The sequence below is a fragment of the Streptomyces sp. NPDC003248 genome (genome assembly GCF_055563235.1).
On record NZ_JBVHDT010000004.1, the window covers coordinates 16654 to 30201 of the forward strand.

Consider the following 13548-nt stretch of genomic DNA (forward strand, 5'->3'; position numbering starts at 1 on the left):
CCCGTTCGGGGCCCGCGCCGCACCCCGTTCGGGTGCGGCTCCCGGTCCGGGGCGGCCTGGGGCAGGCCTACAGGTGGCCGGTCTCGCCGCCGTTGTCGCGGCGGTCGAGGGCGCGCTGGAGCGCGGCGGCGGCGTTCTTGCGGTCGGACTCGCTCGTACGGGGGGCACGGCGGACTCGGCGGCGGACGGTCGTCTCGGCCATGGGGGAATCGACTCCTTCGACACAGCAGGGAGTACGGAAGGGGGTGCGAGACGCCGGATGGGCGGGGAGCGTGGCCGCAGGGGTGGCCTGCCGGGGCCGGGCTCACGACCGCCATTCGCTGGATCGAGCGAGACGTTCGGCTCCTACAAAGCTAAGCGAGGAGCACGCGCCTGTCTCCACAATTACTCGGACTTCCTACTATCTGAGACAGTGCCGCGCGTCACACGGTCCCCACCTGCGGTTTCCCGGACCCGGTGCGCCGCCCGCCGCGGGACCGGTCGTCCACACGGCTGATCCTCCGCGCACGGCGTGCGACATCGCGTTCCGGCCGGGGAACGGTCTTGGTCATGAGCGACGAGCCCCAGGCACTTCTCGAGGGCGGGCCGGCCGATCTGCCCGACCGGATCGTCCCGATCACGACTCCCGGAGAGGACGTGAAGATCGAGCTCCGCAACGGCTACGAACACTTCCGTCCCACCGACCGCCGGGCCGACACCCCGCAGGGCAGGCTGCCGGTGTACGAGTGGTGGGAGCGGACGGAGATGCCCGGTTAGGGCGGAGCGGGGCCGGGCCCCGGTCCTGGGCGGGACGGGGCCGCCCAGGCCGCCGGGGCCCGGCGCCCGGCGCCGGCTACGCGGGAGGGGCCGGGCTGTCCGCCCGGCCCCTCCCGTGTCCATCCGCCCGTCAGCCCATGTGCGGGTAGGTGTAGTCGGTCGGCGGGACCAGCGTCTCCTTGATGGCGCGGGTCAGGGTCCAGCGCGTCAGGTTCTGCGGGGCGCCGGCCTTGTCGTTGGTGCCGGAGGCGCGGCCGCCGCCGAAGGGCTGCTGGCCGACGACGGCGCCGGTCGACTTGTCGTTGATGTAGAAGTTGCCGGCCGCGTACCGGAGCCGGTCCATGGTGTGCGCCGCCGCCGCGCGGTCGTTCGCGATGACCGAGCCGGTGAGGGCGTAGTCGGACACCGACTCCATCTGGGTCAGCATCTCGTCGTACTTGTCGTCCTCGTAGACGTGCACGGCGAGGACCGGGCCGAAGTACTCGGTGGTGAAGACCTCGTTCTCCGGGTCGCTGCACTCGATGACGGTCGGGCGGACGAACCAGCCGACCGAGTCGTCGTAGGAGCCGCCCGCGACGACCGTGCAGGACGGGTCCTCCTGGGCGCGGTCGATCGCGGCCTTGTTCTTGGCGAAGGCGCGCTCGTCGATGACGGCGCCGATGAAGTTCGACAGGTCGGTGACGTCACCCATGGCGATGCCGTCGACCTCGGCGGCGAACTCCTCCTTGAATCCGGAGTTCCAGATCGACGCCGGGACGTACGCCCGGGAGGTCGCCGAGCACTTCTGGCCCTGGTACTCGAAGGCACCGCGGGTCAGGGCGGTCTTCAGGACGGCGCGGTCGGCGCTCGGGTGGGCGACGACGAAGTCCTTGCCGCCGGTCTCGCCGACCAGGCGCGGGTAGGCGCGGTAGTTCTCGATGTTGGCGCCGACCGTCTTCCACAGGTACTGGAAGGTCTTGGTCGAGCCGGTGAAGTGGATGCCGGCGAGGTCGCGGTGGGTCAGGGCGACCTCGGAGACCTCGATGCCGTCGCCGGTGACGAGGTTGATGACGCCCTTGGGCAGGCCCGCCTCCTCCAGGAGCCGCATGAGCAGCACGGCGGCGTGGGTCTGCGTCGGGGACGGCTTCCACACCACGACGTTGCCCATCAGGGCCGGGGCGGTGGGCAGGTTGCCCGCGATGGCCGTGAAGTTGAACGGCGTGATCGCGTAGACGAAGCCCTCCAGCGGCCGGTGGTCGAGGCGGTTCCACACGCCCGGGGAGTTGGCCGGGGGCTGCTCGGCGAGGATCTGGCGGGCGTAGTGCACGTTGAAGCGCCAGAAGTCGACCAGCTCGCAGGGGGTGTCGATCTCGGCCTGCTGGGCGGTCTTGGACTGGCCGAGCATGGTGGAGGCGGCCAGCGTCTCGCGCCAGGGGCCGGCCAGCAGCTCGGCGGCGCGCAGGATGATCGCCGCGCGGTCGTCGAAGGACATGGCGCGCCAGGCCGGGGCGGCGGCGAGGGCCGCGTCGACGGCGTCCTGGGCGTCCTGCCGGGTGGCGTTGGCGTAGGTGCCGAGGCGGGCCTTGTGGTTGTGCGGCTGTACGACGTCGAAGCGCTCGCCACCGCCCATCCGCCGCTCGCCGCCGATGGTGCAGGGCAGGTCGATCGGGTTGTCGGCCAGCTCCTTGAGCCTGGCCTCCAGACGGGCGCGCTCCGCAGAGCCGGGGGCGTAGCCGTGCACCGGCTCGTTGACGGGCGTGGGGACCTGGGTGACAGCGTCCATGGGTTCCGTGACTCCTTGAGTTGAGCGGGTGGTTCGGGCTCAGCCCTTGCTGACCATCGAGCGGACGAAGAAGCGCAGGTTCGCCGGCTTCTCCGCGAGGCGCCGCATGAAGTAGCCGTACCAGTCGGTGCCGTAGGCGGTGTAGACGCGCATGCGGTGGCCCTCGGCGGCGAGCCGCAGGTGCTCCTCGCCGCGGATGCCGTACAGCATCTGGAACTCGTACTCGTCGAGCTTGCGCCCCGCGGAGCGGGCGAGCTCCTGGGCGATGCTGATGAGCCGCGGGTCGTGCGACCCGATCATCGGGTAGCCCTCGCCCTCCATCAGCGTGCGCAGGACGCGGACGTACGCCTTGTCGATCTCGTGCCGGTCCTGGTACGCGACCTCGGCGGGCTCCTTGTACGCGCCCTTGACCAGCCGGACGCGGCTGCCGTTCGCGGCGAGGCGGCGGGCGTCGGCCTCGGTGCGGAAGAGGTAGGCCTGGATGACGCAGCCGGTCTGCGGGAAGTCCTTCCGCAGCTCGTCGTGGATGGCGAACATCGAGTCGAGGGTGGTGTGGTCCTCGGCGTCCAGGGTGACGGTGGTGCCGATGGCGGCGGCGCCCTCGACGACCGGGCGGACGTTGGCCAGCGCGAGCTCGTGGCCGCCGGGGAGCGCCTGGCCGAACATCGACAGCTTGACGGACATCTCGACCCGGGTGCCGAGGTCCAGCTCCTTCAGGCGGTCGATCAGCGCCAGGTAGGCGTCCCGGGCCGCGGTGGCCTGCTCGGGGGTGGTGATGTCCTCGCCGACGACGTCCATCGTCAGCTCCAGGCCCTTGGCGGTGAGCTCCTCGATGATCGGCGCGATGTCGTCGACGGTCTCACCCGGGATGAAGCGGTCGACGACCTGCTTGGTCACCGGGGCCGCCGAGATCAGGCGTCGCATCCGGTCGCTGCGCGACGCGGCGAGAATCACGGGACCCAGCACGGGGCACCTCCACTTACCAACCCATACGAGGCCGGTGCCCGACGATTCGGGACCGGCACGGAGAACCACCGTGAAACCTAAGGATCCCTCCGATCGTCGGCCATCGACAGCTGTCACGCATCCGTGCCGCAGATCTCAGACAGATGTATGAAGGACGCCCTCGACCAGGGCCGAATGCGGGAGAATGCGCAGGTGGCAACGGACTACAAGGGCGACTACCAGGAACTCGTCGACGAGATCTCGGAGCTCCTCGGCGCCCCCGCGACCCTGGAGAACCGCGACTTCGAGCTGATCGCGTTCGGCGTCTACGACAGCGAGGACGAGCTGGACGCCTCCGCCCTGGACCCGGTGCGCACCCGCTCGATCCTGACCCGGCGTTCCACGGCGGCGGTCCGGGCCTGGTTCGAGGGCTTCGGCATCACCCGGGCGACCGGCCCGGTCCGTATCCCGCCCACCCCGGAGGCCGGCGTGCACCGGGGCCGCGTCTGCCTCCCCGTACGGCACCGGTCCGTCGTCTACGGCTACGTCTGGCTGCTGGACGGCGATCCGGGCCCCTCGGACGCCCAGCTGTCGGCCGCGATGGAGGTGACCGGCCGGATCGGCGCCCTGCTCGCCGACGAGGCCCAGCACGGCGCCGACCTCACCCGGGAACTGCGGGCGGTGCTGACCGCCGAACGGGACTGGCAGCGGGACATGGCGGTGGCGGAGCTGCGCACCGCGCTCGGCGTCCGCGCCGAGGGCCCCCACACGGTGGTCTGCGTGGCCCCCTGGCCGTCCGCCGACCCGGACGACGCGCCCTCGCTGCGCACCCTGCCGGGGGCGGAGGCCCTGTGCACGGTGCCGCCGGGCACCCGGCACGGCTCCTCGCCGTCGCTGGCGCTGCTGGTGCGGCTGCGGTCGACGGAGGCCCTGGGGCCGGCGCTCTCGGGCGCGGCCCGCCTGCTGGAGCGGGCCGGGACGGCGCACCGTCCTGCCGCGGCCGGCCTCGCCGCGCCCCGGGCCGGCCTCGACGAGCTGGGCACGGCCTGGCGGGAGGCGGCCGCGGCGGCGCGGGCCGCGCGGGCGGAGCCACGGCTGGGCCCGGTCGCGCAGTGGGCGGAGATCGGCCCGTACCGCCTGCTCACGGCGCTCCCCGCGCACAGCGCCCACGATCCGGCCGTCCGGTCGCTGCTCGATCCGGCGCACCGCGAACTCGCCCGCACCGCCGAGACCTACCTCGACTGCGCGGGCCAGGCCGGCCGCGCCGCCGCCGAACTGGGCGTGCACCGGCAGACCCTGTACTACCGGCTGTCGCGGGTGGAGCAGCTGACGGGCCTGGACCTGGACGACGGGGAGGACCGGCTGCTGCTGCACATGGCGCTGAAGGGCGTCCGGCTGACCTGAGGTCAGCCACCGGCGGCCACCCGGCCGACCCGAGGCCGGCCACGGGCGAACACCCGGCCGACCCAAGGTCGGCCACGGGCGCACACCCGGCTGACCTGAGGTCGGCCACGGGCTGATATGTCGGACAGGACAGCACGCGGTGGCCCCGGACGCTAGCCTCTCCTCCCGTACCGGGCGGCCGACTGCTGGGGGGCGAGGGGCGTGGGAAGCGACATGGCGGCGCTGCGCCGCATGGAGCGTCATCTGCTGGGGACGGCGCAGGAGGCCAACTACCTGATCGACCTGTCCAACGTGGTGCGCGACCGGGCGCTCGGCGGCGCCGCACCGCGCTCCCTGCACCGGCTGCGGCTGGTCCTGCGCGCGCTGTGCGAGTCCACCGGCGACCGGGAGGTCACCGTCCACGCGATCGCCGACAACAGCCTGCTGCATCCGCGGTACGACGGGGAGTTCCCCGACCCCGCGGAGGGCGCGCTGCTGCGCGCGTGGCGGGACCGGGGCCTGATCGCCGCCATCGCCAAGGCGGACCCCGACCTGCTCGACCACGCCGCGGAGTTCGGGACCAGGGTCGTCAGCGGTGACTTCTTCACCGGGCACCGGGGAGAGCACCCCTGGATCCAGGGGGACCGCGAGCACTTCCTCAAGCCCGAGCGGAGCGGGGGCGGGCCGGTGCGGCTGGTGCTGCGGGACATGCGGGTGTTCGCCGACCGGGAGGTCTCCCGCGAGGGCGAGCGCGACGGGCTCAAGGCCCGCAACCTGCTGGACTTCAAGGGCAGGCCCCGCGCGGACGTGCTGGGCCGGTCCTGGCGCTGCCCGCGCCCGCACTGCAACCCCGGCCCGGCCATCCAGCGGGGCAAGGTGGTCTGCCGGTCCCACCGGACCCTGCTGACGGACCTCGGCCCGCGCCGCCGCCGGATCCAGCTGAAGGTCCTCGTCGACGGGACCTGCCACGCCTGGGAGAACCTGACCGAGGCATCCGAGGGGCAGGACAAGGAGTTCGTGCTCGGCCGCAACCACCTCGCGCGGATCGAGGAACGCCATCTGTCCGACGAGCGGCGGGCCGGGATCAGCAGGCAGCACCTGCTGCTCGTCTCCAGCCGGGGCGTGCTGCGGGTCCTCGACACCAGCCTGGCGGGCAGCCGGGTGCGGACCGTCCGGCCGGGCGCGGAGCCGACGGCTTGGCGCCCCCTGCCGCGCCGCGACGCGGCCGCCGGGGTCGGGTCCGGGCAGCTCCCGCGCGCCTTCGGGCCCGACGACGAGATCGAACTGGTCCCCGGGGTCGTGCTGCGCCGCAGCGGGCAGCGCTGGCCGGAGGAGCGGCCCGAGGGCGTGCGGGCCAGACCGCCGAGGCGCCCCAGGGGCGGTGACGAGTTGACGCGTCCGGGCTGAGCGGGCGCGGGCTCGGGGCGGGGTCCGGCGGGACGCGCGGACAACATGACGGCGGGGAACGGGTGGAGCCGGTGGGGGGCCGAGTGGAGCCACTGCGGGAGGACGATCCCGAACGGATCGGCGGGCACCGGTTGTTGGCCCTCCTGGGCCAGGGCGGCTGGGGGAACGTCTACTTCGCCCGCACCGACGGCGGCCGCTCGATCGCGCTGAAGACGATCCGGCCCGATCGTCTCCAGGAGGACCCGGAGCGGTTCCGCAGGCGCTTCGCCCGGGAGGTCGAGGCCGCCAAGGCGGTCGACCCGAAGCACACCGCCGAGGTCGTCGACTTCGACACGCGGGCCCCCGAGCCCTGGCTCGCCACCCGCTACGTCGCCGGCGTGAACCTGGCGGAGGCGCTGGAGCACTGCGGCGGCCCCCTGCCGCTGCGGACCTGGCGGGTCCTGGCGGCCGACCTGACCGACGCGCTGCGCAGCATCCACCGTGCGGGCCTGGTCCACCGCGACCTGAAACTCGCCAACATCCTCCTGGCCGCCGACGGCGCCTCCGTCATCGACTTCGGCATCGCCCGGCACCTGGCCCCCGAGGACGGTGCCTCACTGACCGCGACCGGGGCCACCCCGCGGACCACGACCTTCGCCTCGCCCGAACAGCTCCGGGACGAGCGGGTGGGGCCGGCCGCTGACGTCTTCGCCCTGGGGCTGGTGCTGGGCTACACCGCCCTGAACCGCCACCCGTACGGGACCGGCTCCACGATGCAGATCGGCGCGAGCATCCTGACCGGCCGGCCTTCGCTGGACGGCCTGCCTCCCACGGTCCGGAAGATCGTCCTGCCCTGTCTGGAGCCGAAGCCGCGGAACCGGCCCGAGCCCGCGGAGGTCGCCGCCCTGGTGGCCGCGGACGCGCCGTCGAACGCGAAGGACTGGCTGCCTCCGGGAGTACGGGCAGAGATCGACGAGCGGTCCCGTTTCGCCATCGACACGGAGCATCCGCTGCGTCCACGGCCCCACGGGCACCTCCGGCCCGCACCGGCGGACACCCCGTCCGGGATCCCGTACGACCCCACCCCGGCGGAGCTGCGGTCCGCGCCGCACGCCCGTCCGCTGCGGGAACGCGAGCTGCCCACGGCGCCTCCGGCCCGGCCGGGGGCCGACACGACCACCCTGCCCCCGCCGGCGGCGGGGCCCGAGGTGCGGCTCCCGGAGAAGAAGCGGAACGTCGCGCCCGCCGCGCTCCGGGCCTCCGCCGAGGCGGGGAACGCCGAGGCCATGCGCCAGCTGGCCGCCCGCCACAAGAGCGCCGGTGACGTGGAGTCGGCTCTGCTGTGGTACCGGCGCGCGGCGGACTCCGGCAACCCCACCGGCGCCCGCGAGGCCGGGCAGCTGCTGGAGAAGCACTTCCCCGAGCGGCGGGCGCAGATTGTCGCGCTGTACCGGGCGGCGGCAGCGGCCGGGGAGGACTTCTCCAGGACACGGCTGACCGAGTTGCTGGGAGCGGAGCAGGAGAAGGCGGAGCAGGCGAAGAAGGTTCCGGCGGAGCAGGCGAAGAAGGTCCCGGCGGAGCAGGCGAAGAAGGTCCCGGCGGAGCAGGCGAAGAAGGTTCCGGCGCCGCAGCGGAACGGAAAGACGGCGGGACCGAAGCAGACCGAGAAGGCCGCGGCGCCGCAGCAGAACGGCAAGGCGGTCGTGCGGACCGGCGAGACGCCGGCGCGCGGTCCCGCCCCCGCGCCCGCCGCCACCCCCGGCGCCGACGCCCGGGCCGGTCGGGCGCCGATGCCCGCGGGGGAACAGGCGCTGCTCCGCGAGCACCGGGCCCCGGCCCTGGAGGGGCGGCTCACATCCATCCTGGCGATCGCGAACTGGTACAAGCAGCACAAACGCGACGAGTCCGCGCTCGTCTGGTACTGGCGGGCCGCCGAGGCCGGCCACGAGCACAGCATGCACGTGACCGCGCAACTGCTCGAGAAGGATCCCGAGCGCTGGAACGACTCGCTCGACTGGTACCGCAAGGCGGCCGAGAAGGGCAACGTGGCCGCCATGGTCCGGGCGGGACGCCTCCTCCTGCGGGCCGACCGGCCGGCGGAAGCGCTGGGCCACTTCCGCACCGCCGCCGGCAAGGGACACGTGAACTCCATGGTCGACACGGCGCGCATCCTGGAGCAGACGGGGCGGCCGGACCGGGCGCTGGAGTGGTTGGCCCGCGCCACGGCACAGGGCAGCACGGCGGCGGCCAAGGAGGCGAACCGGCTCCGAGCCGCCCTGCGGCGCACCGCGCCTCCCCCTCCCGAGGCACCCCCTGCGCCCAAGACCACCCCTCCCCCCAAGCCCACACCCGCCCCCAAAACCACCCCTGCCCCCAAGCCCACACCCGCCCCCAAGCCCACCCCTGCATCCAAGCCCACCACTCCGCCCAGGCCGACCACTCCGCCGAAGCCCACCCCTACGCAGAAGACCACCCCACAGCCACAGTCCACCCCCGCGCCCAAGGCCGACCCGCCCCAGAAGAAGACACCGGCCCGGGTGAAGCCGAAGTCCGACACCGCCCCCAGGAGCGGCCGGCCGAGCGTGTCCCAGCTGCGCAAGGAGGCCGCGGCGCACGAGCGGGAGGGCCGACTGCAGAAGGCCCTGGACGGCTACGTCCAGGCCGCGGATCAGGGAGACGTGGCCTCCCGGCGGGACGTCGCCCGGCTCTGCCTGCGGCTGCACGACCACAGCACCGGCGCCGACGAGCGCAGGCGCCTCAAGAAGCGGGCGCTGCGGCTGTACCGGAAGCTGGCGGAGGAGGGTGACCAGCCGTCGATCCTGGTCCTCGCCGAGCTGGACGGCGAAGCCCGGACCCAGGCGGAGACGCGGTTGCAGGCCGCCGAGGCGGGAAGCATCAAGGCGATGCGCGCCGTGGCCCGCACGCAGTTGCGGGCGGCGACGGAGGACTCCTTCCAGGAAGCCCTGCACTGGCTGCACGCGGCCGCCGGGCGGGGCAGCACCGGAGCCATGCTGGACGGCGCCCGCGCGTACGAGGACCGCGGCCGGTACCGGGAGGCCCTGGAGTGGTACCGGTGGGCCATGGACAGCGGCGACCGGGCGGCCGTACCGCACATCGAGCGCCTGGAGGCCGAACACCCCGGGATCGCCCTGATGCACCGCTGGTCCAGGCGCCTGCGCCGCGCGTGGTCCTGACGCCCCCGTACCGGTCGTACGGCACGTCGCGTACCCGGTGCGGGAGGCGGCGGGCCCGTCATTCCCGGGCGGCCGCCCGGAGCATCCGGCGCAGCCCCTCGGTGAGCCGGTCCGCGTCGGGCGCGGTCTCCGGGTCGAAGGTCCACTGGGCGATGAGGCCCGTCATGAGGGTCACGTAGAACAGGCCGACCGTGTCCGCGGTCTCGTCCGAGACGTCCTCCTCCCGCCCGCCCATGAGCAGCGGGACGAGTCCGCGTCCGGCCTCGCGCTGGGCGCGGACGAGGTGGTCGCGGACCTCGGGCAGCTGGTCGCCCATGACCACGATCTCCATGCTGAGCCGCCAGATGGAACCCGGCTCCCGCATGGTCGCGATGATGTTGGACCACACCGCCCGGAACCGCTCCAGCGAGCCCGGCTCGCCGGCGAGCCCGCTCTCGTCGCCTCCCGCGAAGGTGTCGCCCATCCCCTCGACCAGCGCCACGTAGGCCTGGGCGAGCAGCGCGTCCTTCGAGCCGTAGTGGTAGCCGATCGAGGCGAGGTTGGTCCCCGACTCCTTGACGATGTCGCGCGCCGTCGTCCGCACGAACCCCTTCTCCAGCAGGCAGCGCTGAGCGCCTTCGAGCAGATCCTCACGGTGTCCCATGCGGGCCACCCTATCCCCCGATCCATACATCCGTCCTAGACGCATGACTGGTACGACCGTCCCAGACGACTGATTTATACAGCCGTTCTAGACAGACGTTTAATACAGCCGTACAGTCCTCGCCATGACGAACTCGACGCGTACTTCCGCGGGCGGCGCCCGCGCCGGGCGCCGCGAATGGACCGCTCTCGGCGTCCTGATGCTTCCGCTGCTCCTGGTCTCCATGGACGTCTCGGTCCTCTACTTCGCCGTCCCGGCGATCAGCGCGGACCTGGAGCCGACCGGCACCCAACAGTTGTGGATCTTCGACATCTACGCGTTCGTCCTGGCCGGCCTGCTGATGACGATGGGCTCGCTGGGCGACCGCATCGGCCGGCGCCGGTTGCTGCTGGCCGGCGCGGCGGCCTTCGGCGCCGCCTCGCTCGTCGCGGCGTACGCCGACAGCGCCGAGACCCTCATCGCGGCCCGCGCGGTCCTCGGGATCGGCGGCGCCACGCTGATGCCGTCGACGATGGCCCTGCTGCGCACGATGTTCACCGACCCCGGTCAGCGCGCGAAGGCGGTCGGCCTGTGGTCGGGTGTGATGACGGCCGGGATCGCGCTCGGCTCGGTGATGAGCGGCGTGCTGGTCGAGCACTTCTGGTGGGGCTCGGTCTTCCTGGTCAACCTGCCCGCGATGGTCCTCCTGCTGGTCCTCGGGCCGGTCCTGCTGCCCGAGTCGCGCGATCCCTCCCCCGGCCGCTTCGACTGGATCGGCATCCCCCTGTCGATGGCCGCCGTGCTGCCCGTGGTCTACGGCCTGAAGGAGATCCCGTCCGAGGGCTGGAACGTCCGCTACGTCGTCTCGATCACCGTCGGCCTGCTCTTCGCCGCGCTCTTCGTCCGCCGCCAGCGCACGGCCGCCTCACCGATGATCCCCCCGGCCCTGTTCCGCGGCCGCGGCTTCGCCCCCTCCGTCGTCCTCAACCTGCTCTCGGCGTTCGGCGTGCTGGGTTCCGCCTACTTCACCACCCAGTACCTTCAGTCGGTGCTGGGCAAGAGCGCGCTGGAGGCCGCCCTGTGGGCGCTGCTGCCGTCGGTCCCGATCGGCGCGGCCGCGCCGGTCGCGACGGGGCTGGTGCAGCGGGGCGTCCCCCGGGCGCACGTCGTCACCGCCGGATTCGCGGTCTCCGCGGGCGGCTTCGCGCTGCTCGCCCTCGCCGGTACCGACTCGATGGTGCTGGTGCTGGTCGCGTGCGCCGTCCTCGCCGTCGGGGGTGTCACCGTGATGTCCCAGATCATGGATCTCGCGATGGGCGCGGCCCCGGTCGAGCGGGCGGGCACCGCGTCCTCGCTGATGGAGACCTCCGCCGAGTTCGGCGGCGCCCTCGGCATGGCGGTGCTCGGCTCCGTCGGGACGGCGGTCTACCGCCATGGGATGCCGGCGTCGGCGCCGGACGCGGCCCGCGAGACGCTGGGCGGGGCCCTGGCGGTCGCCGACCGGTTCCCGGGCCTGGCGGCCGTGGCGCGGGAGGCGTTCACCGACGGGATGCGGGGCGCGGCGATCACCGGCGCGGTGGTCCTGGCGGGGGCGGCGGTGCTGGCGACGCTGAGCCTGCGGCGGGCGGAGGTGCGCGAGGCGGATGCCGGGGAGGCGGGCGCCGGGGAGACGGGCGCCGGGGAGAGGGGTGCCGGGGAGGCGGGGAAGGCCTGCGTGTGACGTACCCCGGACAGACGGACGCCGGACGGGCTGCTGCGGCCCGTCCGGCGTCCGGTTCGGCGAGGAAGGCCCGTTCAGGGCCGAGAGGGGGCCCGGGGCGGCGGCCCCGGGCCGCGGCGACCGCGGCGGGCGGTCACCGGAGACGGAACGGTCAGGCCAGGTTCACCGCGCGGGCCGACGTCGCGCCGATCTCCGCGGCGACCTCGCCCAGCACCGTGGCGGACACGGTGTCGTCCACGGTGAGCACGGCCAGCGCCTCGCCGCCCGCCGCCGCCCGGGCGACCTGCATGCCGGCGATGTTGATCCCGGCCTCGCCGAAGATACGGCCGACGGTGCCGACGACACCCGGACGGTCCTCGTAGCGCAGCACCACCATGTGGTCGGCGAGCGCGAGGTCCACGTCGTAGTCGCCGACCGCGACGATCTTCTGGAGGTGCTTGGGGCCGGCCAGCGTGCCGGAGACCGACACCTCCTCGCCGCTGCCGAGCGTGCCGCGCACGGTGACGACGTTGCGGTGGTCGGCCGACTCCGAGCTGGTGGTCAGCCGCACCTCGACGCCGCGCTCCTGGGCGAACAGGGGGGCGTTGACGTACGACACCGTCTCGTCGACGACGTCCTCGAAGACGCCCTTGAGGGCGGACAGCTCCAGCACCTTCACGTCGTGCTGGGTGATCTCGCCGTAGACCTCCACGTCGAGGCGGACGGCGACCTCGCCCGCGAGCGCGGTGAAGATGCGGCCGAGGCGCTCGGCGAGCGGCAGGCCCGGCTTGACGTCCTCGGCGATGACACCGCCCTGGACGTTCACCGCGTCCGGCACCAGCTCGCCGGCGAGGGCGAGACGGACGGACTTCGCGACCGCGATGCCCGCCTTCTCCTGCGCCTCGTCGGTGGAGGCACCGAGGTGCGGCGTGGCGACGACCTGGTCGAACTCGAACAGCGGGGAGTCCGTACAGGGCTCCTTGGCGTACACGTCGAGGCCGGCGCCGGCGACCCGGCCCTCCTTCAGCGCCGAGTACAGCGCCTCCTCGTCGACGATGCCGCCGCGGGCGGCGTTGACGATGCGCACGCCCGGCTTGACCTTGCGCAGCGCCTCGTCGCCGATGAGGCCGACCGTCTCGGGGGTCTTGGGCAGGTGGACGGTGATGAAGTCGGAGACCTCCAGCAGCTCGTCCAGCGACAGCACCTTCACGCCCATCTGGGCGGCGCGCGCGGGCTGCACGTAGGGGTCGTAGGCGACGACCTTCATGCCGAAGCCCGACATGCGCTGGGCGACGAGCGCGCCGATGCGGCCGAGCCCGACGACACCGAGGGTCTTCTCGGCCAGCTCCACACCCGTGTACTTGCTGCGCTTCCACTCGCCGTTCTTCAGCGCGGCGTTGGCCTGCGGGATGTGGCGGGCGGTGGCGAGGATCAGACCGCAGGCCAGCTCGGCGGCGGTCACGATGTTGGAGGTGGGGGCGTTGACGACCATCACGCCGGCCTTGGTGGCGGCGGAGACGTCGACGTTGTCCAGGCCGACGCCGGCTCGCGCGACGACCTTCAGTTTGCCCGCGGCGGCGATGGCCTCGGCGTCGACCTTGGTGGCCGAGCGGATCAGGATCGCGTCGACGTCGGCGATGGCCGGGAGCAGTTCGGCTCGGTCCGCTCCGTTGCAGTGCCGGATCTCGAAGTCCGGGCCGAGCGCGTCCACGGTCGCGGGCGACAGCTCTTCAGCGATGAGTACGACGGGGTTCGAGCTCACGTGAGTCCTCACAGTTCCAATGCGTGCGGACGGCCGTCC

Annotated in this window: 10 protein-coding genes; 5 read left to right on the top strand and 5 right to left on the bottom strand. The window is 73.3% G+C overall.

Annotation, left to right across the window (positions count from 1 at the left end; genetic code table 11):
- Nucleotides 1-67: 67 nt before the first annotated feature.
- Nucleotides 68-202 carry a hypothetical protein gene (locus ACZ3KJ_RS11885; RefSeq protein WP_389520372.1) on the bottom strand — a complete coding sequence of 45 codons (135 nt, stop codon included), beginning with the start codon at nucleotides 200-202 and terminating at the stop codon, nucleotides 68-70.
- Between the two features lie 347 nt (nucleotides 203-549).
- Between ACZ3KJ_RS11885 and ACZ3KJ_RS11890 the strand changes: the two genes are divergently transcribed.
- Nucleotides 550-756, top strand: a complete 207-nt coding sequence (locus tag ACZ3KJ_RS11890) for a DUF5988 family protein (RefSeq protein ID WP_467526384.1) — start codon at nucleotides 550-552, stop codon at nucleotides 754-756.
- 130 nt (nucleotides 757-886) lie between these two features.
- Here the strand turns inward: ACZ3KJ_RS11890 and pruA are convergent, their stop codons facing one another.
- Together pruA and ACZ3KJ_RS11900 are read right to left on the bottom strand one after the other, a co-directional pair.
- A complete protein-coding gene (gene pruA / locus ACZ3KJ_RS11895; protein WP_467526385.1) occupies nucleotides 887-2518 on the bottom strand; it encodes an L-glutamate gamma-semialdehyde dehydrogenase in 1632 nt (543 codons plus the stop codon).
- A 39-nt stretch (nucleotides 2519-2557) separates the two neighbouring features.
- Complete coding sequence (locus ACZ3KJ_RS11900) at nucleotides 2558-3484, bottom strand: proline dehydrogenase family protein (RefSeq protein WP_467526386.1); 927 nt, start codon at nucleotides 3482-3484, stop codon at nucleotides 2558-2560.
- A gap of 174 nt (nucleotides 3485-3658) precedes the next feature.
- On the opposite strand from ACZ3KJ_RS11900, the gene ACZ3KJ_RS11905 reads away from it, so the two are divergent.
- The 3 genes from ACZ3KJ_RS11905 (at nucleotide 3659) to ACZ3KJ_RS11915 (ending at nucleotide 9426) form a co-directional block, all read left to right on the top strand.
- Nucleotides 3659-4867 (top strand): PucR family transcriptional regulator, encoded by a 1209-nt coding sequence (locus ACZ3KJ_RS11905; RefSeq protein ID WP_467526816.1) that lies wholly within the window; start codon nucleotides 3659-3661, stop codon nucleotides 4865-4867.
- 201 nt (nucleotides 4868-5068) lie between these two features.
- Complete coding sequence (locus ACZ3KJ_RS11910) at nucleotides 5069-6253, top strand: FHA domain-containing protein (protein ID WP_467526387.1); 1185 nt, start codon at nucleotides 5069-5071, stop codon at nucleotides 6251-6253.
- 83 nt (nucleotides 6254-6336) lie between these two features.
- Nucleotides 6337-9426, top strand: a complete 3090-nt coding sequence (locus tag ACZ3KJ_RS11915; RefSeq protein ID WP_467526388.1) for a protein kinase domain-containing protein — start codon at nucleotides 6337-6339, stop codon at nucleotides 9424-9426.
- A 58-nt stretch (nucleotides 9427-9484) separates the two neighbouring features.
- On the opposite strand, the gene ACZ3KJ_RS11920 is transcribed toward ACZ3KJ_RS11915, so the two are convergent.
- Nucleotides 9485-10069, bottom strand: coding sequence for a TetR/AcrR family transcriptional regulator (locus ACZ3KJ_RS11920; RefSeq protein ID WP_467526389.1), 585 nt, complete (start codon nucleotides 10067-10069; stop codon nucleotides 9485-9487).
- A gap of 124 nt (nucleotides 10070-10193) precedes the next feature.
- Here ACZ3KJ_RS11920 and ACZ3KJ_RS11925 point away from each other — a divergent pair, with 124 nt between their 5' ends.
- The gene (locus ACZ3KJ_RS11925) at nucleotides 10194-11768 is read left to right on the top strand and encodes an MFS transporter (protein ID WP_467526390.1); all 1575 of its coding nucleotides are present in this window, start codon (nucleotides 10194-10196) and stop codon (nucleotides 11766-11768) included.
- A 151-nt stretch (nucleotides 11769-11919) separates the two neighbouring features.
- Here ACZ3KJ_RS11925 and serA read toward each other — a convergent pair whose 3' ends face one another.
- Nucleotides 11920-13509 carry a phosphoglycerate dehydrogenase gene (gene serA, locus ACZ3KJ_RS11930; RefSeq protein ID WP_385068548.1) on the bottom strand — a complete coding sequence of 530 codons (1590 nt, stop codon included), beginning with the start codon at nucleotides 13507-13509 and terminating at the stop codon, nucleotides 11920-11922.
- Nucleotides 13510-13548 lie beyond the last annotated feature (39 nt).

Coding starts and splice junctions, on each gene's coding strand:
- ACZ3KJ_RS11885 (WP_389520372.1), bottom strand. CDS start 202: ATGGCCGAGACGACCGTCCGCCGCCGAGTCCGCCGTGCCCCCCGTACG.
- ACZ3KJ_RS11890 (WP_467526384.1), top strand. CDS start 550: ATGAGCGACGAGCCCCAGGCACTTCTCGAGGGCGGGCCGGCCGATCTG.
- pruA (WP_467526385.1), bottom strand. CDS start 2,518: ATGGACGCTGTCACCCAGGTCCCCACGCCCGTCAACGAGCCGGTGCAC.
- ACZ3KJ_RS11905 (WP_467526816.1), top strand. CDS start 3,659: ATGCGGGAGAATGCGCAGGTGGCAACGGACTACAAGGGCGACTACCAG.
- ACZ3KJ_RS11920 (WP_467526389.1), bottom strand. CDS start 10,069: ATGGGACACCGTGAGGATCTGCTCGAAGGCGCTCAGCGCTGCCTGCTG.
- ACZ3KJ_RS11925 (WP_467526390.1), top strand. CDS start 10,194: ATGACGAACTCGACGCGTACTTCCGCGGGCGGCGCCCGCGCCGGGCGC.